The sequence below is a fragment of the Paenibacillus sp. Root52 genome (assembly GCF_001426865.1).
Classification (GTDB): domain Bacteria; phylum Bacillota; class Bacilli; order Paenibacillales; family Paenibacillaceae; genus Paenibacillus.
Genome location: NZ_LMFO01000016.1, coordinates 34,018 through 59,277 on the forward strand (window position 1 = coordinate 34,018; position 25,260 = coordinate 59,277).

Consider the following 25,260-nt stretch of genomic DNA (forward strand, 5'->3'; position numbering starts at 1 on the left):
CGCAGGCCCAGCCAGTTATAATAACAGGAGATTGTTATTGATCCAGATGTATGGATACGCAGGAGGGACTTATGAAACAGCCATCAACAGGATCAAGGCTGCTGCAGGGCGCATTTGTGCTAGGACTTGCCGCCATTATCTCCAAAATCATTGGTGCCTTTCAGAAAATTCCGCTACAGAATCTAGGCGGAGACGGCGTTTTCGGTATATATAACACGGTGTATCCGTTCTATATGATGGTGATTACCATTGGGGCTGCGGGGCTACCTGTTGCCATATCCAAATTCGTGGCTGAACAGCACGTACTTGGTAGACCGGAAGAGGGAAGGCGAATCATACGATTGTCATCTATGCTGCTAGGTGGAATCGGATTAGTGTTAGCAGTCTTGATGTATACAGGGGCTCCTTGGATCGGAAAATGGATCGGGAATGGACATGTTATTCCATCGATCCGTGCTGCCGCACTGGCTTTACTGGTCGTTCCATTGATGACGGGACTGCGCGGGTATTTTCAGGGGATGCAGCAGATGGTGCCTACAGCCGTATCACAGGTCGTAGAACAGATCATTCGAGTCACAGTGATGATTGTGCTGCTGCTGTGGCTCATGGCACGTGAGGCTTCGCTAGATACGATTGCCGCTGGGGCGATGCTGGGTTCGTTTGCGGGTGGTGTAGCTGGACTACTGGCGATGCTTATGTATGGATCCCGCCATCGGAAGCAAATACGGAACCTGGTTCAAGGGAAGAGTCCTGAAGATCAAGGCAGTAGGAACGAGCTGAGTTCTGAAGTAGCAACGGTTGATGATTCGAGGCTTACTGGTTCAACGATGTCGATCGAAAGTAACGTGTTGAACGCAGATGAAGCGGTGGGTGTAGATGCAAAAGGTCGAATAGTTGGCGCTGCTGAGCATCAGCGTTCCAATAGAGAGTGGATTCGAGCCTTGCTTGTTTATGCAATCCCGGTCTGCCTTGGATCTCTGGCTGTGCCTTTGATGAATCTGGTGGACACGTTCACCGTACCGCGGTTATTACAACAAGAGGGATTAAACGAGCTACAGTCTATGGTCTCGTTCGGCATATATAACCGGGGATTACCGCTCGTTCAGATGGTGACGATGTTAGCAATGTCACTTTCGGTGCTCTTTATTCCGGCAATGGCCGAAGCCAAGCTTCGTGGCGGGCCAGAAGCCGTGAGACAGCAAGCGAGCCTGGCGCTGCGCTGGTTCTGGTTGATCGGCTTGGCAGCATCCGCAGGACTCGCGGTGCTGGCGGAGCCGATTAACCGCATGCTGTACGGTGATGCCGCAGGCACCGAAGCACTGCGGTACATGGCGCTGACGGCAGCGGGCAGCACCGTCAGCATCATTGCAGCAGCGCTGCTGCAAGGGCTTGGCAGCGTGCGCGCACCCGCGTTCAGCATGCTGGCCGCCGCAGGCGTCAAGGTGCTGCTGAACGTCTGGCTTGTGCCGGCGCTGGGCATCGTCGGCGCGGCCATGGCTGGGGCAGCCGCCTATATGCTGGCGGCTGCCCTGAATGTGGCGCTACTGGCGCGATACAGCGCCCTGCGCCTAGCCCCTAGCGCCGTCCTGGCGAAGCCGGCGCTGGTTATTGCCGCCATGAGCTTGGCGGCGGCAGGCATGGCCTGGGCCACCGAAGCGCTGCTCGGTGGCATGGGAATCGCGGCTGACCGCAGGATCGCCGCGGTAGGCGTCAGCCTGCTTGGCGTAGCCGCAGGCACAGCCGTGTTTGTGCTAGCGGCCGCGCGCGCAGGCCTGCTCACTGCTGCAGAGCTGATGGCTGTGCCCAAGGTTGGGTCACGCCTAGCCAAAATTTTACGCAGCCTGCGGGTGCTGCGCTAAACCAGCCTGTAAGGGCAGCTACACAGAGGCATTTAATCTTTCACAGGTTCGATTGCCGGTAACTGTTAAAATGAATGCGATGTAATCATTATCCAACAGATTCAGAACTTGAAGAAATACATCAGTAAAATCGCAAATTATAGGATACCGCCTGATTCTGGTATAATACGTTTAATTATAGAGCGCTGCCTTGCGTGAAACTTCTTAGGCTGATCCATTTCATTTTCATGACTCACTTATGGGATGGGTTCACATATCAAGAAATTTACGCGGGCAGGTTGGTTCGGATGGAGGACAGGAACGATGAGTGCAGCTTTAACCGTAGTGGGTCTTGGATCAGGAGATGCAGATCAACTAACTGTAGGTATTATCAAAAAAATGAAACAAGCGGCCATATTGTATGTCCGCACATTGGATCATCCCGTATTGCATGATCTGAAGCAGGAAGGGCTGGAGATGACATCGTTTGATGCCATCTACGAGGCAAAGGACTCATTCCCTGAGGTGTACGATGAGATCGCAAATCGTTTGATTGAAGCGGCTCGGCAAGGCGAGCCAGGAACAGAGATCGTCTACGCTGTACCAGGTCATCCTATGGTGGCAGAGGCGAGTGTGCGCCTGTTGAAGGAACGTTGCCCACAGATGGGGATCTCACTTCAAGTGATGGGCGGTGAGAGTTTCCTCGACGAGGCATTTATACGACTAGGCTTTGACCCGATAGAGGGGTTCCAGCTTCTGGACGCCAGCAGTTTGAACACGGAGCTAGTGCAGCCGCAACTACATACGCTCATTGGACAAGTCTATGACGTATTCACCGCGTCAGATGTGAAGCTGTGCTTGATGGACGTGTACCCAGACGATTATCCTGTATTTGTTGGACATGCCTTGGGGGTTCAGGGACAAGAGGTCATTCACAAGATACCGCTCCACGATCTGGATCGCATCGAGGGTTATGGCAACCTTTCACTCATTTATGTGCCCAAAAATACAGATGATGCATTGCGGCGGCGGTCGTTTGCCCGTTTGCATGAGATTGTCAACATTCTGCGTAGTCCCGGCGGCTGTCCTTGGGATCAGGAACAGACGCATCAGTCTATTCGCAAAAACCTGATTGAAGAAACCTATGAGGTCATTGAAACCATCGATGAAGACGATCCCGACCACATGAAGGAAGAGCTGGGTGATCTGTTACTTCAGATTCTACTTCACTCCCAGATGGAGGAAGAGGTAGGTACGTTTAATGTGTATGACGTTATTGAAGGGCTGAATGATAAGCTCATCTTCCGTCATCCGCATGTATTTGGTGAGAATCAGGCAGAGGATGCGAATGAAGCTCTACAAAACTGGGAACAGATGAAGGCAGAGGAGAAAAAGCGCAAGGGGCTAGATCAACAGAATGATTCCGTATTAGACGGAATACCACGCGACCTGCCTGCTCTGATGAAGGGATATAAGTTACAGAAGAAAGCAGCTAAGGTAGGCTTCGACTGGGATGACGTTAATGGCGTATTTAGCAAAATTGAAGAAGAGCTGGCTGAGCTTAAAGAAGCTGTACAGCAGAATCAAACTGTAGAAGAACAGAAGCTGGAGCTAGGTGATTTGTTATTTGCTGCTGCCAACGTGGCGCGATTCATTCATACCGATCCAGAAGAGGCACTTGCGGCGACGAACCGCAAATTCACACAACGCTTCCAATACATTGAGGCACAGTTGCGTGAACAGGGTCGTACCCTTGCAGATAGCAATGTAGACGAGATGGAGCAATACTGGCAGGCAGCTAAGAAGGCAGGGCTATAACAAACTTTTGTTTTGGCTCATATTGGGAAAACGTATTCCAAGATTGCAGCTAGTGTGTTATGATACGAACAAGTGTTTCGTTTGAATAGGTAGACATACATGATTAAACCTTGGCTGTTTAGGGTACTGGACTTAGACTGCTGTTGGACAAGTAACTGCACGAAAGAAAAAAAGTCGTGAACCAAGGCAGGAATTCAGGTACCAAGCCAGAATACATGTGTAGTAACCATACGCGGGGTCAACAGCAACGATACGTTGCCAAGGCATCGCAGATACTTTTTTTTCAATTTGGGAGGCTTTTAAAAATGAACAAAACAGATCTGATTAACAACATTTCCACCAAAAGCGGTTTGACTAAAAAGGACGTTGAATCCGTATTGAACGGCTTTTTGGGAGAAATTACAGATGCACTTGCTAGCGGAGACAAAGTACAATTGATCGGCTTTGGCACTTTTGAGACCCGCAAACGTTCCGGTCGTACTGGCCGTAACCCACAAACAGGGAATGAGATCGTGATTCCTGAGTCCATCGTTCCTGCATTCAAAGCAGGTAACAAACTTAAAGAAGCCGTAAAATAATGCGTCTTGATAAATTCCTGAAGGTCTCCCGGCTGATTAAACGCCGCACAGTAGCCAAAGATGTCTCTGAACAGGGACGTGTTCTGGTAAACGGACGTGAAGCGAAACCTAGCGCCGCTGTCAAAGTTGGCGATGAGCTTACCGTTCAGTTTGGTCAGAAGCTAGTTACAGTGAAGGTGGAACGTCTAGCAGAGAGCACCAAGAAGGATGAGGCGAGTAGCCTCTATACCTTGGTTAAGGAAGAGCCGATTGCCAAGGACAACGGGCTGGACTGGTAACAGCACTACCCAGCATACCCTTTTACAAATGAATAACCTTTGAATAGAAACGTCTTTCCCACCTCGGGGAGGGCGTTTTTGTAATGTTAGATAGGTAATGCGTCAGTGCACAATCCTTTTGGTTCTATTCCGTACTTCTGCTCCATAAGCTAGGTGTATGAAGGAGGGGTACATGCCATGGTTGAGCACGGGAAGGCTAAACAGCATCATTTGAGCATGCAAAATCGGAAACTGTTAGATCTGACAGGCGTCTCCAATGTGGAGAGCTTCGACAGTGAAGAATTTTTGCTTCAGACTGAACTTGGGCATCTGACCATCCGGGGGCACAATTTACATATCAAAAACCTGAGCCTGGAGGAAGGTCTACTGTCCATTGAGGGCACGGTAAGCTCACTTCAATATCTGGATCCCGGTTCTCAGAGTAAGAACAGTAAAGGCCTGTTTGGCAAGATGTTCCGATGAGTCCAGAAACACAATGGATCACATTGATGTGGATGCTGCTTTCGGGAGCCGTGATGGGAGTGGCCTATGACAGTTACCGGGTACTGTCCGGTCAACTTCGGTTTCCAAGATGGAGCATCCACACGCTCGATCTATTATATTGGGTTGCCTCCGCGCTGTTCGTTTTTCGGATGCTCTACGCCGGGAACCACGGACAACTGCGGTTTTATGTCTTTTTGGGGCTGATTTTGGGGGTTTGCTTCTATTTTTGGCTTTTAAGTGTTACAACCCAGCGTTTTGTGGTAATGTTAATTAAACTCGCAAGAACGCTGATTCATTGGTGTGGACATATCCTTAACATCCTGATCGTTATGCCAGCTAAAGGAGTGTACAAGTTAGTTCGTGTGCTGTTAGGTTTTTTGCTCGCGATCCTGCTATTCCTCGGCAAGTTGGTATTGCAATGTTTGGTACCATTCGGTAAGTTGTTCCGCTGGATGTTTAGGCCGCTCCTGAAATATTGGGTAACGCCACGCTTTTTGATCCGTGCGGGTGCAAGTATTGCAGCGATATGGAGACGCTTGTTTTAAGGAGGTCCGATAATGGGTAAAAAGCCTGTGGGTAGATCCACGGTTCCAACAGGTCAGGTTAAATCTGCGGGTGCACGAAGACGTCTAATGCTTTGGATGACATTTGTGATTGTTTTTGTCATTTGGGCAGGATACACCTTCCTTGTTCAGAGTGCGCAGATTTCGGACAAGAGCTCGCATCTAGCTACACAGCAAGCTTCTAAGGAAGATACGTTGAAAAGGCTAGATCAGTTGAAGTATGAGGTCAGTCGGTTGAAAGACCCTGAATACATAGGACAACTGGCGCGCAAAAAAGGTTACTATTTACCTGAAGAGACACCAATTAAGGTGGAAGAGTCAGGTAACTGATGGAATTAGGCTCATTACGGAGCAAGGGTTATAACTCATATATCTGAAGCCGTCATACCGGAAAAAATAGGCTCCCTTATAGGGTAGTGCTTAGTTGACCTTGGTTTGCGGCATAAGGTATAATTAAACCAGCACAGCATTGATTTTGGCATTCAAAAAATCGGGTTGTATATTTTTAAGGGAGGATCATTTTATTCTATGGCAATTGAAGTGGGCACCAAGTTAGAGGGCAAGGTGACAGGAATCACGCATTTTGGAGCATTTGTGGATCTGTCAGGAGGTGTCACGGGTCTCGTTCACATCTCGGAAATCGCCGACAATTACGTCAAAGATGTCAACGACCACCTGAAGCTGAATGACCAAGTTACAGTAAAGGTTATCAACGTTGACAAGGATGGCAAGATCGGACTTTCCATTAAGCAAGCTGTTGACAAACCGGTTGAGCAACAAACACAATCCAGACCTCCGAGAGCTCCAAGACCGGAACGCAGTGGAGGAGATCGCGAACGATTCAGCGGCGGAGGCCCAAGTGGTGGCCAAGGTCGTGGTGGTGGCGGCGGATTTAACCGTGACCGTGGAGGCCGTTCTTTCAAGCCCGCAGCAGGCAAACCTTCATTTGAGGATAAAATGTCACGCTTCCTGAAAGATAGTGAAGAGCGGATTTCTTCGCTCAAGAAAAACACAGAAGGCAAACGCGGAGGCCGTGGAGCTAAGCGCGTATAGTCTGTCTCAACCTGATATCTAATATAAGAAAAGCCGTTGTCCTAAGGGACAACGGCTTTTTTGCATGCTCTTTTATTCGAAATTGTAGAGATATGTGTATGTGGCAACAACATATTTACGCATTTTGAGGTTTACTGTCGTCCTTGTACGATGGACGGGATTAGTCGTCTTTTTTGTAAACTCATGCTCGGTCTCACCGATTTTCTGCGCTAGGCTGAAGAAGATATAAGAACATTTGTCGTCTACCATTTTTTACCGACATGTTTCCATGGCATTCCGCAGGTATCCCGGTTAATACGAGCTCATGCTGGAGACATGACGGTTCATAATCAGACATATTGGTTCTCGCTTTAGAACGTCCAAACAGAAGAAATGGCAGTAAGGCCGGGGGATTGTCTCCTCCGCGCCAGTCGTATTTCTTTTGTCGTAAACTTTTTGAATCCTACCCACCTATTATGACAAACTACGTCTCTCAATCTATCTATAATCAGAAACATCGAGAACGAAACACGAAAATAACAATTATGCGAATGGGGTGCCTTGGGATGATGGAAAAGTGGAATGTCATTCAATTTCCGGGAATGAAAGCTGGTAAAGGGAGTGCAGAAGCTCGGGAGGAGCTATCGGTGCGGCTCAAACAGTGGATTAGTTCCCGCAAGGCTGTCCAGGTCGTAGCTACACGTAAATGGGTAATCCTGCTCACATTTATGGGTTTCCTGCTTGGCAAGGCAATGATACTAAATGAATTGTCACCGTTCGCTATCGCTTACTTCGCAGTCATTGCGTTCATGCGCAGAGATTACATTATTCCCGTCGGTGCTGCATTGTTAGCGGGAAGTCTCTTTGCCCCATTTCCAGTCCCACTCATCGTTGCCACAGAAATCGCTATCTTCTATCTCTTTTTTAGAGGTTTAGAGTCTTATGACCGTGCTGAATTATCTTATGCACCAGCGATGGTGTTTACGACTACTTTTATGGTCAAGTTGTTCGCTGTTGTCATTGGGCCATCGTTCAGTTGGTATGCCATGCTGATGCTTACGATGGATTCCGTACTCAGCTTCGTGCTTACGCTAGTGTTTATTCAGGCGATACCGATTTTTACGTACCGCAAAAAAAAGTTCAACCTAAAGAACGAGGAGATCCTCTGCCTAATCATCTTACTAGCTTCTGTCATGACAGGAGCAGTTGGGTGGACGATACAGTCTTTATCTGTCGAGCATATGCTCTCCCGATATCTGATTCTAATCTTTGCGCTAGTGGGCGGAGCCCCCCTTGGTGCTTCAGTGGGAGTTATTACAGGGCTTATCCTGAGCCTGGCTGATATGACAGCCATATATCAGATGAGTCTTCTCGCTTTTGCAGGGATGCTGGCAGGGATGCTACGAGAGGGGAAACGAGCAGGGGTAGCGTTAGGCATGCTGCTTGGATCATCGATCCTGGCGATATATTTAGGTGGACCAGGTGACGTTATGAATTCGTTATGGGAGACCTGCGCAGCCATCGTGCTATTTATGTTAACGCCAAAAAGTATGATGACGGCCATATCCAAATATGTGCCGGGCACGCAGGATCATACCAAGTCGCAGCATGAATATGCGAAGCGAATACGCGATGTAACCGCAGAGCGAGTAACCCGTTTTTCTCAAGTGTTTCGGCAATTGTCACGTAGCTTTGATCAGATGTCGGGCACGGGAGAAGCGGCACAGAATGAAGGCGGGATGGAGCATTTTATGAATGCTGTGGCAGAGGGATCATGTGCTAATTGCTTCAAACGGGCTCAGTGCTGGGATGCAAAGTTTATTCAGACGTACAAATATATGACCGATGTCATGAGCTCCATTGAAGCTAATCCCGAAATGTCTGGCAAGCAGATTCCAGCTGAATGGAACCGGGTCTGTGCCAAGCCTGAGGAGGTACTTGAGGTAATGAGAGCCCAATATGGGCTGTATCAGCATAACATGCAGTGGAAGCGTCAGATCGTCGATAGTCGGCAGCTCGTGGCAGAGCAGCTATCTGGCGTATCCCAAGTCATGGAGGATTTAGCGAAGGAAATTCAACGTGAAAGTGAGGAAATGGTTCAACAGGAGGAGCAGATTCGAGATGCGCTTGAATCACTGGGGCTGTCTATCCACTCCATTGAAATTATAAATCTGGAAGCAGGGAATGTTGAAATTGAAATTGTACATGCGTATACACGTGGGTTCGATGAATGCCGCAAGATGATTGCGCCATTAATATCGGATGTATTAGACGAGCACATTGCGGTGCTGCATGAAACGATGATGGATGCTCGGCAAGGCTTAGCGACGGTAACCTTCGGGTCAGCCAAAACATTTGAGATCAGCACAGGAGTAGCTGCGGCTGCCAAAGGGGGAGATCTGTTATCAGGGGATAGCTTCAGTACGGTTGAACTGGGCAATGGTACTTTTGCAGTGGCGCTAAGCGATGGTATGGGCAATGGGGAACGTGCACGCATGGAGAGCAGTGCAGCGCTGAATATCCTGGAACAATTACTTCAATCGGGAATGGATGAAAAGCTGGCGATCAAGTCAGTAAATTCTGTACTCATGCTTCGGTCACCTGAAGAGATGTATGCCACAGTAGACATGGCTTTGATTGATGAATATACGGCAGAGACCACATTTATGAAAATTGGTTCGACGCCAAGCTTTATTAAACGAGGGCAGGAGGTTATTCAGGTATCAGCTAGTAATTTGCCTATTGGCATTATCAAGGATATTGAGGTCGATCTGGTAACGGTACAGCTTCAGCCTGGGGATATTCTGATCATGATGACCGATGGCATCTATGATGCACCCGGCTATGCCGTCAACAAAGAATTATGGATGAAGCGACTTATTCAAGAGATTGACAGTGACGATCCGCAAGATGTGGCAGACTGCTTGCTTGAAAGTGTTATTCGATATCAGCAACATGAGATCTATGATGATATGACTGTGGTTGTAGGCAAAGTAGAGCATTATCGCCCGGAGTGGGCTACGCTTCGCGTGCCTGGCATTAATCGAATGGAACGACCACGAACGGTGAGTTAATTCTCTCTACTCTGTTTGAACTCTCTCCAATCTGGCAATGCTATTCATAGAGTTGGAGAGTTATGAAGCGGAGGGATATCGAATGAAGCAAATTTTGTTGATAACCGACGGTTGTTCAAATGTAGGGACAAGCCCAGTACTCGCTGCTTCTGAAGCGAACGAGGAAGGGATTACGGTCAATGTTGTTGGCGTTATAGATTATGGCACGATAGGTGAACTAGGAAGCCGGGAAATAGAAGAGATTGCGAAGGCTGGGGGCGGGATTAGTCAGATTGTGGGGACAAGGCAGCTTACTCATACAATGCAGATGATGACTAGAAAAACAGTGGTTCAGACGATTCAGCAGGCGGTTAATAGAGAGCTAACACAAATTTTGGGAGATCAAAGCCCCAAAACGGTGACTGATCTTGACCCAGAGCGTCGTGCTCAGGTCGTGGAAGTGATGGATAATATGGCGGAAACCGCCCCGTTGCAGGTCATTCTGTTAATCGATGTAAGTGCGAGTATGAAACCTAAGCTTGCAGCCGTAGAAGAGGGAATACGAGATTTGATGTTAAGTCTACAAGCTCGTGCTGGATCAAGCCGACTTTCGGTATTTCATTTTCCTGGGCGTCACAGTGGTGAGGATGCTGTCATGGATATCAACTGGACAACCGATCCGAGTAGTGTCCGATCTCTGTTCGGACGTCTGCAGATGAGGGGAGCGACGCCCACAGGTCCTGCGATTCAGAAGGTGATTGATTTTTACCGATATGGTACACTGGAGGGACAGCAGGAAATAGAAGGGAAATATCGCATTGAAAGAGAAGAGATGCTCGGTGACAACGTTGTCTGACGCCTCTTTCCCACCAGGAACAGTTATTACTGGGAAATGGAATCGCAGCCGTTATACGATTCGAAAGTTGCTGGGCAAAGGAGCTAACGGCATCGTTTTTCTTGTCCAGCGGGGTGAAAATGGCAAACACTATGCACTTAAAATGGGGTTTGATCCCGTAGATTTGCAATCAGAGATCAATGTGCTCAAATCTTTTCAATTACAGCGCAATCATGAGGCCCTTCGGCAGAGCGGCGTTCCCTCCTATCTCAAAGATGTGGATGATTATGCCGTTCGTGACCGTGATATTCCTTTTTACGTGATGCGTTACGTTCGAGGTGAGGCTTTACATCACTTCATTCGACGTCAGGGTACGGAATGGACACTATTGGTTGGACTCAGACTTCTGCAAAAATTGGCACAGCTGCATCAGGCAGGGTGGGTATTTGGTGATCTTAAACCCCAGAATGTACTCGTATCCGATTATGGTCATGTAGAACTTATTGATTATGGTGGAGTTACATCGATTGGTCGAAGTGTCAAACAGTTTACAGAGTGGTACGACCGTGGATTCTGGAATGCTGGAAGTCGGACTGCTGACAGCAGCTATGATGTATTTGCTTTTGCAATGCTGATGATTCATGTATTGGAGGCTGATGCGCTCAAGGCACTTGCTGCTGAAGGGTTACCACAATTGCGGAGTGTGAACCAACTGGTGAGCTTGGTGGAGCGGAGTGAACGACTCAGACCGTTTCGTCATTGGATGATCCAGGCGTTGCGAGGTCAATTCCTTGATGCCGAACATGCGACCAAGGGTTGGAAGGAGCTTATGGCTCGGCCGATTCCTTCGAGACGACGTTCTCAGCATTCAACACCAAGATGGCTCAAAAATTCATTTGCTGTATCCGTTATACTACTTATTGGGGTACTGATCTATGCGCTTCGGTTCTAATGTTCAGGGTGCATATACATAACGTAAGGAATGAGGAAAAGGTATGGAAGCTTTACGCTGGGACAAGCTGGTGAAACATGTTCTGGATGCAGCGGAAGAGCATCAATTATGGGTTCCTGGGGATCGGATTGTCGTCGCTGTGTCGGGCGGGCCGGACTCGGTGGCTTTTTTGCATATCATGCACGAGATAAGCTCAAACCATATGCCGTTACAATTGATCTGTGCTCATGTACATCATGGATTTCGAAGTGAATCTGATCAAGAAGCGGAAATGGTGGAGGCACTGGCAGCCCATTTGGGAATGCCATTTGAATGGATACGAGCAGATATTCCTTCTTATATGAAGATTACAGGTCAAGGATCTCAAGAGGCTGCACGAGATAGACGTTATGCATTTTTACATGAGGTAGCAAGCAAATACGATGCAGCAAGCATTGCACTTGCTCATCATGCCGACGATCAGGCGGAGACGGTCATGCTTCATTTGCTGCGTGGCAGCGGCCTATCTGGACTGAGTGGAATGAAGTTTAAACGGCGTGAAAAAAATGTGGAACTTATTCGTCCATGTCTTCGTATAAACAAGACAGACCTTGTAGAAGCTTGTAATACCAAGGGATTTCCGTACTTTACGGATGAGAGTAACTCCCTGCGTAAATATCGGCGTAATGCCATTCGCTTGGATGTCCTTCCTTTTTTGGGGCAGTATAATGGACAGTTAACGCCGTCATTGAATCGACTCGCTGAAATTGTAGGCGATGAAGACGATTTCATGGAACAAGGTGCATATGACGCATACAGGTGTCTAGTGCAGGAGAACGGCGGAAGGCTAACCTTTGAGGTGCCTTCCTTTTTGAAGTTACATGTCGCTTTACAACGAAGGTTGATTAAACTAATATTGAATTATCTGCCTTTGGACAGTGATTTTGTCGACTTTACCCGTATCGAAACCATTCGCCGGAAGGTGATGGAGCCCTCTGTGACGACCTGGAGCCTGGATATAGGACAGACACTTGTCTGTACCCGGGAGTATGATTTGATCTCCTTTGGCATACGGAATGACGTACAGGATCAAACCTACGAGTATCGTCTAACGAATTGGAGAGAAACGTATGAGTTTCCACTCTCCGAAATCAATCGATTTCTTCGCTTGACGACCGTAATCCCCGAGGACTATCTTGTACCGGAATCAGCGAACCAAGCCGCATTCGATGCGGATCAACTGGTTATGCCGCTGATTGTGCGTTCACGGTTACCTGGAGATACCATGAAAGTCATGGGATTAAACGGAAGCAAAAAGGTGAAAAATATTTTCATCGATGAGAAAATCCCACCCTCTGTCCGTCCACGAATTCCAGTGGTGTGTGATGGAGCGGGCAACATTATTTGGTTGCCTGGTGTTCGTCGCTCGAACGTAGCACCGGTTCAAGAGGATACTTCCGCAATTTTATACATGACTGTAGGCGATTCAGCGATTCAGGGGTAGTGGTTATGGTTCAGGTAAGGCTTTCATAGTATAACTTTAGGAGGTTCGCACAGTTGCAGAATGATATTCAGGAAGTATTGATTAGCGAAGAAGAGATTCAGAGTAAGGTTAAAGAATTAGGCGCAACATTAAGTGCCGAGTATGAAGGTCGCAACCCTTTGGTCATTTGCGTGCTCAAAGGTGCGTTTATATTTATGGCTGATTTGGTTAAGAACATAACGGTACCTGTTGAAATGGATTTTATGGCAGTATCCAGTTATGGCGCTTCCACCAAATCGTCAGGGGTTGTCAAAATCATTAAGGATCTGGATGTTTCGGTTGAAGGTCGCGAGGTTCTGATTGTCGAAGACATTATTGATAGTGGACTCACGCTCAGTTACCTGATTGATCTTCTTGAAAACCGTGGCTCCAAGTCTGTGCGTGTAGTCACGCTGTTTGATAAGCCATCAGGCCGCAAGGTCGAGCTAGAAGCTCATTACACAGGCTTTGACATTCCTGACGCATTCATCGTTGGATACGGTTTGGATTACGCTGAGCAGTACCGGAATCTTCCTTATATCGGGATTTTGAAGCCGGAAGTCTACACCAGCTAATATCATCCTGGACCCAAGCCTTGAGAGTTTTCTGGCTTCTGTTGAGAAGCCGTGTCGGGCTATGTTAAAATAATTAAAGTGTCTCGAGAGGAGGTAGGGGATGAATCGGTTCATCCGGAATTCTGCTTTTTATTTAATTCTTTTTTTAGTCGTGGTGGGCATAGTCCAATTCGTCAGCAATGGCGGCGAAGCCACCGATAATCCTAGATATGATCAGTTGCGTGCAGCAGTTAAGGCCAACAATGTTGCTGAATTGACGGTTCAATTCGACGGTCAGTCGTTTCTGGTAACCGGTCAATACAAAGAGAAGCCTGCAGAAGCCAAATCAGAAAACTTCTCAACGTATATTCCTCCTACGGATGAAGCGATTAGTGAACTTGTAGCGGCAAGTGAAACTAATAATTTTCAATTTAATCAGGAGCCAATGAGACGTGACAGCATCTGGCTGACACTGTTGACCTCTTTTATTCCTTTGATCATTATGTTCCTGTTGTTCTTCTTCCTGTTTAATCAGGCGCAAGGCGGCGGCGGTAAAGTAATGAACTTTGGTAAAAGTCGTGCTCGTCTCTATAACGAAGAGAAAAAACGGGTTACGTTTGAAGACGTTGCTGGTGCTGATGAAGAGAAGCAGGAACTTGTTGAAGTCGTTGACTTCCTCAAAGATCCTCGTAAATTTGCAGCAGTAGGTGCACGTATTCCTAAGGGCGTATTGCTCGTAGGTCCTCCGGGTACTGGTAAAACATTGCTCGCACGTGCCGTAGCCGGTGAAGCGGGTGTACCGTTCTTCAGTATTTCCGGTTCTGACTTCGTTGAAATGTTCGTCGGTGTCGGTGCATCACGTGTACGTGATTTGTTTGAAAATGCGAAGAAAAATGCCCCATGTATCATCTTTATTGATGAGATTGATGCTGTAGGACGTCAGCGTGGAGCTGGCCTTGGCGGTGGACACGATGAACGTGAACAGACGCTCAACCAGTTGCTCGTTGAAATGGACGGATTCGGCGCTAACGAAGGTATCATCATCGTAGCTGCAACGAACCGTGCAGATATTCTTGACCCTGCCTTGCTGCGTCCAGGACGTTTTGACCGTCAAATTACGGTTGACCGCCCAGATGTTAAAGGCCGTGAAGCTGTCTTGAAAGTACACTCTCGTAACAAACCTCTGACCAAAGATGTGAAGATGGATGTTATCGCGAAGCGTACAACGGGCTTCTCTGGTGCTGATCTAGAGAATCTCTTGAACGAAGCGGCATTGCTCGCAGCACGTCGTAATCGTAGAGATATCTCCATGAAAGAAGTTGACGAGGCGATTGACCGTGTCATTGTTGGTACGGAGAAGAAGAGCCGTGTTATCAGTGACCGTGAGAAACGAATTGTTGCTTATCACGAAGCAGGTCACACCATTGTTGGTTATTTCTTGGAACATGCCGATATGGTACATAAAGTTACTATCATTCCGCGCGGACGTGCGGGTGGATATGTAATCATGTTGCCAAAAGAAGATCGTATGCTTGTCACCAAGCAAGAGCTGCTCGACAAAGTAACAGGACTCCTTGGAGGCCGTGTTGCAGAAGAATTGTTCATCGGCGAAATTGGTACTGGTGCATACAGCGACTTCCAACAAGCGACAGGTATTGTTCGTAGCATGGTTATGGAATATGGTATGAGTGAAAAATTGGGTCCAATGCAATTCGGAAGTTCACAAGGACAAGTGTTCCTTGGTCGTGATATTGGGCATGAACAGAATTACTCGGATTCCATTGCATATGAGATTGATCAGGAAATGCAGCGCTTTATTAACGATTGTTACGAGAAATGTAAGGACTTGCTCGTAAAACATACGAGAGAGATGCATCTGATCGCAGAAACGTTGCTTGAAGTGGAGACTTTGGAAATGGATCAGATCAAGCAATTGATCGAGACAGGTTCTCTGACTCCGGTAGCTGAGAGCAACAATGATGATGAAGGTACGCCGAACGAAAGCGGAGAGCCAATCGTTGATAACATCGGCGATGTGCGTGTCCGTATTCAAGGCAAGGATGAAACACCTGGAACACCATCGGGTGATATTCCTAACGAAACTCCGAATCTGGATAAACCTAATGGTAATGATCCAGATGATGGTGGAACGAAACCAACATCATAATCTAAATTAATGATCTGTCTAATGACAGATACAAAGAGGAGAGCCCAAGGGCTCTCCTTTTTTATGTCTTAGAATCAATTCAAGGAATGATGATATGCATACGGATTATTTTAAATTATATATAACGATAATGACGAGATTGAGGAAGAACCATGCAGAAAATGGGTAGTTATCGGGGAGTTCTGCAGCCTTTTCATTTATTGACAGAGTCGTGAACGTTGTGTACATTAGGTGTTAAACCGCTTGTGATTCGTTTCTCAAGCGAAAAATGGTGACGTAGACAGTCATACGAAACAGTGAACAACACTGTCCCGATAAAGGAGAGGATCACAGGTGGAAGCTCTGGCTTTAGAGCGCAAGGCTGAGATGAACCGTGAGCTGCGTGAGCGGTTGATGGAGTTGAAAAAGGAACGTAATGCTATTATTCTTGCTCATTATTACCAACGTGATGAAGTACAGGAAGTTGCCGATTTTCGCGGAGATTCATTTCTGTTAGCTCAAAAGGCTGCAGAGACTGATGCAGATGTAATCGTATTCTGCGGGGTTCATTTTATGGGTGAAAGCGCTAAAATTCTGGCACCAAACAAAACGGTTATTATTCCGGATGAACGTGCAGGTTGCCCGATGGCCGATATGGTCAACGTTGAAGGGCTCCGTAAGTTAAAAGCACAACATCCAAATGCCAAAGTGGTTACGTATATCAATTCCTCGGCGGAGATCAAAGCAGAAACGGATATCTGTTGCACCTCAGCAAATGCTGTTAAAGTGATCCAATCTGTTGATTCCGATGAAATCATCTGGGTACCTGATAAAAATCTAGGTCATTATGTGCAGCAACATACGGACAAAAAGATGATTATCTGGGAAGGGTACTGTAATACCCACGATATGCTAACGGTTAAAGATGTTGTGGAGATGAGAGCTAAATATCCGAATGCTGAATTTGTTGTCCATCCTGAATGTCGCCCAGAAGTAGTGGAGATGGGTGATTTTGTAGGCAGCACTACAGCTATTCTTGAATACTGCAAGAAGTCCACAACGAAAGAGTTCATCGTAGGTACCGAAGATGGAACAGGGTATCAGCTCCGTCTGGATAGCCCAGACAAACAGTTTCATTTTGCCACCAAGTTTCTCGTTTGCCCTAACATGAAGGTGAATAACCTGAAGAAGCTGGTGAAGTGTCTGGAAACGATGAAGCCGCAAATTTACGTACCACCAGCTGTTGCTGACAAAGCTAGAGAATCACTAGAGCGTATGTTACTGGTGAAGTAACGTGCGTTACTCTTGCTCCAAGACGGGTGAATAATATGATACCTTCATACTTAGTCGATTTTGATCTCTCCTCACTGCCTGTAGTCGAGACGGATGTGCTAGTGATTGGTTCAGGCATTGCGGGATTGTTCACTGCCATCAAAGCCGGTGAAGAGCGCCGCGTGTTGATGATTACGAAGAAATCGTTATTGGAAAGCAACACACGGTATGCCCAAGGAGGAATTGCCGCTGTCATTGCAGAGGATGATTCCCCCGCATACCATTTACAGGATACGTTAATCGCTGGAGCAGGCTTATGCCGCTCCGCAGCGGTTGAGGCGTTGGTGAATGAAGGCCCAGATGGTGTTAAGGAATTAATCAGACTGGGAACAGCATTCGATGAGGAGAACGGCGTGCTGGCGTTGACGCAGGAAGGAGCGCATAGCCACCGCCGTATTTTGCATGCAAATGGAGATGCAACAGGGTATGAAATTGTGCGAGCGCTGGCTGTAGAGGCCAATGAGCACCCTGGCATTGAAGTATGGGATGAACATTTTGTTATTGATTTGATCACTGATCATGGTGAATGTATAGGAGCCCTTGTCCAAAAAGCAGATGGCTCACAGGTGTTTGTAAAAGCTCAGGCAACAGTTCTATGCTCTGGCGGTGCTGGACAGTTGTATCGATATACTACGAATCCAGAGGTCGCAACGGCTGATGGGGTAGCTATGGCTTATCGTGCCGGGGCTGTCATTCGGGATATGGAGTTCATTCAATTTCATCCGACCTCCTTATGTTACCCGGGAGCCCCACGTTTCCTCATATCGGAGGCAGTTCGGGGTGAAGGTGCTGTGTTGCGTAATGTGAAAGGCGAACGCTTTATGGAACGCTACCATGAACAGCTTGAGCTGGCTCCTCGTGATATTGTAGCTAGAGCGATTGTCAGTGAAATGGAAGCCACCAACAGCACCTTCGTCTACTTAGACATTACGCATGAATCAACCGAACTGATCAAGCATCGCTTTCCCACTATTCATGAAACCTGCATGAGGTACGGGCTTGATATGACCACAGACTGGATTCCAGTTGCACCTGCAGCCCATTACATGATGGGTGGTGTGAAGACAGACCTTAGCGGCGAGAGCAGTATTGGCAGGTTGTTCGCATGTGGCGAGGTTTCATCTACAGGAGTACACGGAGCAAATCGTCTGGCGAGCAATTCCTTGTCAGAAGCGATCGTGTTTGGGCGAAGAATAGTGGAGCGAGTTCTTACCCTTCCGCCGCTGGCTCCAATACGTTATGAGCACTTTGCTGGAGGTATTGGAAGAAAAGTCGTGGCAGAGCAGAGACCTGTATCTGAACGACGTCTACGACTACAAAAAATGATGGTGCGTTATGTTGGTCTGCGCCGTAACGGGGTTAATCTGCAAGGAGCTATGGAACAACTTCAGCATGAGTTACACTATTTTGACCAGATGCTTACACAAAGGGAAGAGATGGAGTATGCCAACCTTTTGACATGTGCATGGCTAGTGACTACAGGTGCGTTACATCGGCAGGAAAGCCGAGGGGCACACTATCGGGAAGATTTCCCGCAGCGTGATGATGTAGTCTGGCAGAAGCATAGTCTGCAGCAGCGAGAACAAGCGATTGTGGAGGAATTGATGTCATGATATTGAACGGATATAATGAAGAACTCATCGAACAAATTAAAAGTTGGCTTCGTGAGGATGTTGGTGCCGGGGATGTGACCTCTAGTGTAACGATTCCAGCAGGCCATCAATCCAAGGCGGTTATTCATGCCAAAGACAACGGCATCATTGCAGGTATCAATGTAGCTGAACTGGTGTTTCAAGTTGTAGACCCTGCATTAGTATTTAAACCGCTGGTTCAAGATGGCGACTTGGTTACAACAGGTACTATACTCGCTGAGGTGGAAGGAAGTACACACCGCTTGTTAACAGGTGAACGGCTGGCTCTGAACCTGCTGCAGCGGATGTCGGGTATTGCTACTCGTACACGTTCTTATGTGGAAGCAATCGAAGGCCTAGCCACGAAGCTTGTAGATACACGTAAGACTACACCGGGTCATCGATTACTTGAGAAATACGCCGTGCGTGTGGGTGGTGGATCGAATCATCGCTTTGGTTTATATGATGCGGTTATGATTAAAGATAATCATATCAAGGGTTCAGGTGGCATTACAGCCGCAGTTGAGCGTGCTAGGGCAGCTATTCCGCATACCATGACCATTGAAGTGGAGACGGAAAACCTGGATCAGGTACGAGAGGCATTGCAAGCTGGAGCGGATATCATTATGCTGGATAACATGCACCCAGATCGTATGCGTGAGGCGGTTGCGATAATCCGTGAGCAGTCTCCGCATATGAAAGTTGAGGCTTCAGGTAACGTCTCTTTGAAAACCATTCGTGGCATTGCAGAGAGTGGTGTGGATGTAATCTCAGTTGGCAGGTTAACCTACTCTTTTGAGAGCCTGGATATTAGCCTTGATTTAAACGAAAAGAAAGAGGGGTGAACCTCTTTGATTCTTGTAGTAGACGTGGGCAACAGCAATATCGTTCTTGGTGTATATCAAGGTCGAACGTTGCTCCACCATTTTCGCTTGAGCACATCTCGTCAGTCCACAGTGGATGAATACGGCGTATTGATTTATAATTTATTTCATATGTCCGGTATCTCTACACGTGACATTGAAGGAGTTATCATTTCATCTGTCGTTCCACCACTGGTGAATGTAATTGAAACAATGTGTGCTAAGTATGTTGGCAAAAAGCCAATGCTTGTTGGGCCTGGAATTAAGACAGGACTTAATCTGCGTTACGAGAACCCTCGTGAAGTAGGTGCAGATCGAATCGTGAATGCAGTAGCAGCCGTTCATAAATATGGGGGGCCGCTTGTCGTTGTTGATTTCGGAACAGCTACGACATTTGACTGTATTGACGAGAAGGGCAATTATTTAGGTGGTGCCATCGTACCAGGCATTCATATTGCCACCGAAGCACTGTACGAGCGTGCGTCTAAGTTACCTCGTATTGAGTTAGAGAAACCCAAGAAGGTCATAGGCCGTAATACGGTTCATGCCATGCAGGCGGGTATTATCTATGGTTATGCAGGGCAGGTAGATGGGATCGTGGAACGCATTCGTGAGGAGCTGGGAGCGAAGCCAAAGGTCATCGCGACCGGTGGACTTGCTGCCTTGATTGCAGAAGAAACCCGCAGCATCGAAGAAGTCGATCCGCTGCTTACGCTTGAAGGGCTGCGTATCATTTATGAGCGGAACCGGGAAAGGTAAGATCAAAGGGCGCAGACAGCGGGCTGATTAGACAGTCTTACGTGTTGTGCCGTTTTTTTTCTTCTACATTAGATGGATACACAATAATACATGGCAAAACGCCAAAGGAGGCTGAATGACTTGGAAAACAAAAAACAAGATCGATTAATTCGAGGTACAGCAATGGATGGACGGGTTAGAGCATTTGCTGTCCAGACGACAGAATTGGTTGAGGAGCTGCGCAGAAGACACGATACGTTTCCCACGGCTACAGCTGCCATGGGGCGTACCCTTACAGCTGCGGCTATCATGGGTGCTATGCTTAAGGGAGAAGAGAAGCTCACCATTCAGGTTAAGGGCGATGGCCCAATCGGCCAGATTGTAGCAGACGCTAATGCGAAAGGCGAAGTGCGTGGTTATGTTTCCAATCCACACGTGCACTTGCCTAGCAATAGTATGGGTAAATTGGATGTTGCGGGTGCAGTTGGAACGGAAGGTTTTGTCAATGTAACGAAGAACCTTGGACTGAAAGAGCCTTACCGCGGTAGTGTCCCAATTATCTCTGGTGAACTAGGTGAAGATTTCACGTATTATTTTGCTAAGTCAGAGCAAACGCCGTCTGCTGTAGGTGTAGGTGTTCTGGTTGATACGGATAACTCCGTGATCGTGGCAGGTGGATTTATTGTACAGCTCCTTCCAGGACTATCTGATGATGAGATTACGGTTATTGAAAAGTCCATCGGCACACTGCCGCCAGTTACAACTTTGCTGGATCAAGGACTTGAGCTCGAACAATTATTGACTCGAATCCTCCCTGATGTACAAGTACTAGATGAGATGGATATTCGATTCCGTTGTGAGTGTTCACGGGAACGCGTAGAGCAAACGCTCATTAGCTTAGGCCAATCTGAGATGGAACAATTAATTGAAGAAGAAGGTCAGGCTGAAGTGGTATGTCAATTCTGTAATGAAGCGTATGATTTCAATAAGGAACAACTCGAGACCATTCTGGAGCAAGCCAAGAACTGATTCTAGCGGGGACGGGATACGGAATGACAAGGCAAGAAAAGGGATTGTGGACGGCTGTAATTGTCTTGACGCTTGGTATGCTTGTGATGGGTTCGGTCATGGTGGTGCAGGGTCTCAGGACAGGTCGTGAAGAGGGTGAACTGCCCCATGATTCGGGTCAAGAGGAAGGTAGCGCTGTAGCCACAATTAACGGAGAAGTGATCACGGATAAAGATTGGACAGATGCTTTGAAGAAGCGCTATGGCAGCGAATTATTGCTTCAGATGCTCAACCGCAAAGCAGTATATGCAGAAGCCATTGCACGTAATCTAACGGTGACACCTAGAGAAATTGCGAAGGAACTTACCAATGCAATGGATGGATATGATTCGGAACAATCGTATTATGAAGAGATGCAATCTCAGCTCGGTTTATCTAGGCAGGATCTTGAACTGGAGGCAGGGTATAGGCTTCTCTTGGAGAAGATTGCAACGAGCAGCATTCAGATTAAGGATTCAGATATCGAGCGTTACTGGAACGAGCATCAAGAAGATTACGTTTCCCCAGAGAAGTATGATCTGTCCATGATTGTGGTGAAGGATAAAAGAGAAGCGGATTCCTTATTGGAAGCTCTGGAAAACGGGGCAGACTTCGAGCAGACCGCACGCGTCGAATCAACCGATAGCTTCTCTCGTGATTTGGGTGGGAAACTAGGCTGGATTGAGCAGAATGATCCATTTCAACCCGAAGAAGTATTGAACCTTGCAGGTCAATTGGAGATCGGTGATATTGCAGGACCTGTAGATATTCAAGAAGGCTATGCTATCATCAAATTGAACGATATTCAGGAACGCCAGGAGCAATCGGCTGAAGAGGCTCACGAGGAAATTCGGATGCAGCTGGCGTTAAGTCAAGCAGACCCTCTTCCCCAGGTGGAAGAAAGACTGCGAAACAAGTATGAAGCGGTGGTCGTTTCCGATATTCCGGCGTCATAATCTATGAATAGATCTTGCGAATTAACTTCATCGTGATAAAAATACTCTGTCTACAGGCTTAAGGCCCAAGGCAGAGTATTTTTTTTAGTACTCATATTGACAATAGGGCGTAAGGTTGATAAGATAAAAATAATCAAATACCTACTCGTTTACTCGGAATAAAATAAAAACCAAAAAAGAAACCTACGGAATCCCCATACTGGTTAGAGGACATAGCTGTCAGCATGGATGTTAACGGATTTCCGCAGTTCTTCTATAACAACCAGAGGCTGCTTCAGCCGTACATGTATAGGTAACCGCACCAAGTATTATTCATCCAACTAAGGAGGGCATTCATATGGCTAAAGTAGTAAATAACGTAACAGAACTCATCGGAGGTACTCCGCTTGTTCGTCTGAACCGTATCGTACCAGAAGGCAGTGCTGAAATATTCGTGAAGCTGGAGTATCAGAATCCAGGGTCAAGCGTTAAAGACCGTATTGCAGTTAGCATTGTAGAAGAAGCGGAAAAAGAAGGCAAGTTGAAACCAGGTGATACCATTATTGAAGCAACAAGTGGTAACACAGGAATTGGTCTCGCGATGGTGGCTGCAGCTAAAGGCTATAAGTCCGTTATTGTTATGCCTGAAACAATGAGCTTGGAGCGCCGTAACTTGCTTCGTGCTTATGGTGCTGAGCTCGTGCTTACGCCTGGCGCTGAAGGTATGAATGGTGCTGTCAAAAAAGCGGAAGAGCTCCTGAAGGAGAATCCGACCTATTTCATGGCTGAGCAATTTAAAAATAAAGCCAACGTGAAAATCCACCGTGAAACGACTGGCCCTGAGATTGTTGAAGCGATTCAATCTGTGGGTGGTACGTTGGATGCTTTCGTTGCAGGGATTGGTACAGGCGGTACAATTACAGGAACAGGTGAAGTGCTGAAAGAAGCATTCCCTTCTATAAAAGTTATTGCTGTAGAGCCAGCAGCTTCGCCAATTTTGGCTGGCGGTAAGCCAGGACCTCACAAAATCCAGGGAATCGGTGCCAACTTCATTCCTGAAATTTTGGATCAAGAAATCTATGATGAGATCATTCACATTGAGAATGACGATGCATTCGAAACAGCTCGCTTGGTAGCCAAAGAAGAAGGTATCCTATCTGGTATCTCTTCTGGTGCAGCGATTCGTGCAGGTTTGCAAATCGCTAAACAATTGGGCGAAGGCAAGCGTGTAGTGGTTATTGTACCAAGTAACGGCGAACGTTATTTGAGCACACCGCTATACAACTTCGAAGCTTAATTTTGTACCGAACATACATTCAATCCTCCTTGCCCATATGAAGGGCGAGGAGGATTTTTTGCTGAACGCTTTTAAAAGGAGCGGTGCTTTAGTATACTATCAGACAATAGAACTAGCGACAGATGGAGGGCGGTACACCGCAATGACACACGTGATGACAACATACGCCGACTGGACAGAGTGGGCCAAACTAGGCTGGACCATGCTGCCATATATGATGAAGTCGGATGATGAGCCGGATCATGGCGGTTTACCGTTAACCTGGGAAGAAGCTTGGCAGCAGGCTTCACCTTATGCAATGGTGTTAGAGAATGGAAAGGGCGGAAGATACACATTTCTTGGACTACATCCCGTTTCCGTTATCTCTGGCAAAGGCAGCGAAGCAATCATTTATGACCTCGAAAAAGGAGATACAACCACTGAGAGCGGCAAGCCGCTTGATGTGTTGAAACGATGGTCAGCAGCCTACCGTGCTCCAAAGGTAGAAGGAGCACCCGATTTCGGGGGTGGCTGTGCTGGATATCTCAGCTATGATATAGCTCGATCTTTAGAGAAGTTGCCAACGATTGCTGAGGATGATCCAGAGCTACCGGACTACTGGTGGATGCGCTTTGAGGAAATCTGGGCGTATGATCATGAGCTACAGGCTTTGTTCTGTATGGTTCATATGGCAATGCCGGAAGATCGAAGTGAACAAGCGTTATCTAAGTTGTACGTTAAGGCAGAGCAGCGTGCAGCCTTGATGCAAGAGCGCTGGTTGAACATATGGACAGCTGCCCAAGGTGAGCATCAATTACAAGTCTCAACGGAGCGTAAGCAGCGATTACTTTTGTCACAGCAGGAAGACGTAACGGATCTGGAAACAGAAGGCTGGAAGACAGCATTTCCCCAGCACCAGTTCGAACAAGCCGTGCATCAGGTGCAGGAATATATCCGGCAGGGAGATGTATTTCAGGTGAACCTGTCATTACGACAGGAAAAGCAGCTGAATACCAAGGCAGAGCATATCTATGAGTGGCTACGTCTCGTTAATCCATCCCCATATATGGGGATGTTACGCAGTCCTGAGTTTCAACTGGTCAGTGGTTCTCCGGAGCTGCTCGTTAAGGTGGACAATGGCAAAGTCAGCGCGCGTCCCATTGCCGGTACTCGCAGACGTGGACGGGATGAAGCTGAGGATAATCTGATGGCTTCCGAGCTGCTGAACAGTGACAAGGAACGGGCTGAGCATATTATGCTGGTGGATCTGGAGCGCAATGACATAGGGAGAATTGCAGCCTATGGGTCGGTGCATGTTCCAGAGCTGATGACGATCGAGAAATACTCCCATGTGATGCATCTGGTGTCTCAGGTTGAGGGGACGCTGGCAACGGGTTTATCTGCTTTTGATGTCATTGCGGCTACATTCCCAGGTGGGACGATTACTGGAGCGCCCAAGGTACGTACAATGGAGATTATTGAGGAACTGGAGCCGGTACGTCGTGGGCCATACACAGGTTCGATCGGATGGATGGATTACAGTGGCAATATGGAATTGAACATCGTGATTCGTACACTGGCGATCAAAGATGACATAGGATACGTACAGGCAGGGGCAGGCATCGTTATTGATTCAGATCCATATCGTGAATATAAGGAATGTCGCAATAAGGCGAGAGCGATGATGAGAGCTGTGCAATATAGCGAGGAATCCATACAGGTAGAGAAGTCGCTAGAAATAACAACGGAATCGTTCTAAATTGGTTGTAAACTAAAAAATGAAGCAACCGTCACTGTGTTGACGGAT

The 25,260-nt window shown here is 47.3% G+C and carries 22 protein-coding genes; all 22 read left to right on the top strand.

The features are described from left to right. The first annotated feature begins 71 nt into the window (after positions 1-71). The 22 genes from ASD24_RS15905 to ASD24_RS16010 all read left to right on the top strand — a co-directional run bounded on the left by ASD24_RS15905 (position 72) and on the right by ASD24_RS16010 (position 25,212). On the top strand, positions 72-1,859 hold the full coding sequence (locus tag ASD24_RS15905) for a putative polysaccharide biosynthesis protein (protein ID WP_056697418.1): 1,788 nt from the start codon (positions 72-74) through the stop codon (positions 1,857-1,859). A 303-nt stretch (positions 1,860-2,162) separates the two neighbouring features. Further along, positions 2,163-3,656 (top strand): nucleoside triphosphate pyrophosphohydrolase, encoded by a 1,494-nt coding sequence (gene mazG / locus ASD24_RS15910; protein ID WP_056697420.1) that lies wholly within the window; start codon positions 2,163-2,165, stop codon positions 3,654-3,656. Between the two features lie 305 nt (positions 3,657-3,961). Continuing rightward, the gene (locus ASD24_RS15915) at positions 3,962-4,234 is read left to right on the top strand and encodes an HU family DNA-binding protein (protein WP_056697421.1); all 273 of its coding nucleotides are present in this window, start codon (positions 3,962-3,964) and stop codon (positions 4,232-4,234) included. Beyond that, complete coding sequence (locus tag ASD24_RS15920) at positions 4,234-4,512, top strand: RNA-binding S4 domain-containing protein (RefSeq protein WP_056697423.1); 279 nt, start codon at positions 4,234-4,236, stop codon at positions 4,510-4,512. Before ASD24_RS15915 ends, ASD24_RS15920 begins: the two co-directional genes overlap by 1 nt. Positions 4,513-4,689: 177 nt before the next feature. Then, the gene (gene yabP, locus ASD24_RS15925) at positions 4,690-4,974 is read left to right on the top strand and encodes a sporulation protein YabP (protein ID WP_056697424.1); all 285 of its coding nucleotides are present in this window, start codon (positions 4,690-4,692) and stop codon (positions 4,972-4,974) included. Further along, positions 4,971-5,540, top strand: coding sequence for a spore cortex biosynthesis protein YabQ (yabQ, locus tag ASD24_RS31515; RefSeq protein ID WP_056697426.1), 570 nt, complete (start codon positions 4,971-4,973; stop codon positions 5,538-5,540). The genes yabP and yabQ overlap by 4 nt, the downstream gene beginning before the upstream one ends. A gap of 12 nt (positions 5,541-5,552) precedes the next feature. After that, on the top strand, positions 5,553-5,888 hold the full coding sequence (locus ASD24_RS15935) for an FtsB family cell division protein (protein WP_056697428.1): 336 nt from the start codon (positions 5,553-5,555) through the stop codon (positions 5,886-5,888). Between the two features lie 198 nt (positions 5,889-6,086). Further along, positions 6,087-6,611 carry a S1 domain-containing RNA-binding protein gene (locus tag ASD24_RS15940; protein WP_056697430.1) on the top strand — a complete coding sequence of 175 codons (525 nt, stop codon included), beginning with the start codon at positions 6,087-6,089 and terminating at the stop codon, positions 6,609-6,611. A gap of 545 nt (positions 6,612-7,156) precedes the next feature. Then, positions 7,157-9,664, top strand: coding sequence for a stage II sporulation protein E (gene spoIIE / locus ASD24_RS15945; protein ID WP_200956164.1), 2,508 nt, complete (start codon positions 7,157-7,159; stop codon positions 9,662-9,664). A gap of 82 nt (positions 9,665-9,746) precedes the next feature. Continuing rightward, positions 9,747-10,499, top strand: a complete 753-nt coding sequence (locus ASD24_RS15950; RefSeq protein ID WP_056697432.1) for a vWA domain-containing protein — start codon at positions 9,747-9,749, stop codon at positions 10,497-10,499. Further along, positions 10,483-11,430 (top strand): serine/threonine protein kinase, encoded by a 948-nt coding sequence (locus ASD24_RS15955; protein WP_056697434.1) that lies wholly within the window; start codon positions 10,483-10,485, stop codon positions 11,428-11,430. The genes ASD24_RS15950 and ASD24_RS15955 overlap by 17 nt, the downstream gene beginning before the upstream one ends. A gap of 43 nt (positions 11,431-11,473) precedes the next feature. After that, entirely contained in the window at positions 11,474-12,913 is a 1,440-nt protein-coding gene (gene tilS, locus ASD24_RS15960; protein WP_056697436.1) for a tRNA lysidine(34) synthetase TilS, read from the top strand. 53 nt (positions 12,914-12,966) lie between these two features. Beyond that, on the top strand, positions 12,967-13,506 hold the full coding sequence (gene hpt, locus ASD24_RS15965; protein ID WP_056697438.1) for a hypoxanthine phosphoribosyltransferase: 540 nt from the start codon (positions 12,967-12,969) through the stop codon (positions 13,504-13,506). A 100-nt stretch (positions 13,507-13,606) separates the two neighbouring features. Further along, positions 13,607-15,652, top strand: a complete 2,046-nt coding sequence (gene ftsH / locus ASD24_RS15970) for an ATP-dependent zinc metalloprotease FtsH (protein ID WP_056697439.1) — start codon at positions 13,607-13,609, stop codon at positions 15,650-15,652. Between the two features lie 333 nt (positions 15,653-15,985). Then, positions 15,986-16,924, top strand: a complete 939-nt coding sequence (nadA, locus tag ASD24_RS15975) for a quinolinate synthase NadA (RefSeq protein ID WP_056697442.1) — start codon at positions 15,986-15,988, stop codon at positions 16,922-16,924. A 35-nt stretch (positions 16,925-16,959) separates the two neighbouring features. Then, entirely contained in the window at positions 16,960-18,576 is a 1,617-nt protein-coding gene (gene nadB, locus ASD24_RS15980) for an L-aspartate oxidase (protein ID WP_056697443.1), read from the top strand. After that, on the top strand, positions 18,573-19,439 hold the full coding sequence (gene nadC / locus ASD24_RS15985) for a carboxylating nicotinate-nucleotide diphosphorylase (RefSeq protein WP_056697445.1): 867 nt from the start codon (positions 18,573-18,575) through the stop codon (positions 19,437-19,439). The genes nadB and nadC overlap by 4 nt, the downstream gene beginning before the upstream one ends. Before the next feature lie 6 nt (positions 19,440-19,445). Continuing rightward, positions 19,446-20,216 (top strand): type III pantothenate kinase, encoded by a 771-nt coding sequence (locus ASD24_RS15990; RefSeq protein ID WP_056697447.1) that lies wholly within the window; start codon positions 19,446-19,448, stop codon positions 20,214-20,216. A 90-nt stretch (positions 20,217-20,306) separates the two neighbouring features. Further along, complete coding sequence (gene hslO, locus ASD24_RS15995) at positions 20,307-21,224, top strand: Hsp33 family molecular chaperone HslO (RefSeq protein ID WP_156395476.1); 918 nt, start codon at positions 20,307-20,309, stop codon at positions 21,222-21,224. Positions 21,225-21,247: 23 nt separating this feature from the next. Then, positions 21,248-22,198 carry a peptidyl-prolyl cis-trans isomerase gene (locus ASD24_RS16000; RefSeq protein WP_056697451.1) on the top strand — a complete coding sequence of 317 codons (951 nt, stop codon included), beginning with the start codon at positions 21,248-21,250 and terminating at the stop codon, positions 22,196-22,198. Between the two features lie 337 nt (positions 22,199-22,535). After that, positions 22,536-23,474, top strand: coding sequence for a cysteine synthase A (cysK, locus tag ASD24_RS16005; protein WP_056697453.1), 939 nt, complete (start codon positions 22,536-22,538; stop codon positions 23,472-23,474). Between the two features lie 142 nt (positions 23,475-23,616). Continuing rightward, entirely contained in the window at positions 23,617-25,212 is a 1,596-nt protein-coding gene (locus ASD24_RS16010; RefSeq protein WP_056697483.1) for an anthranilate synthase component I family protein, read from the top strand. Positions 25,213-25,260: the final 48 nt, after the last annotated feature.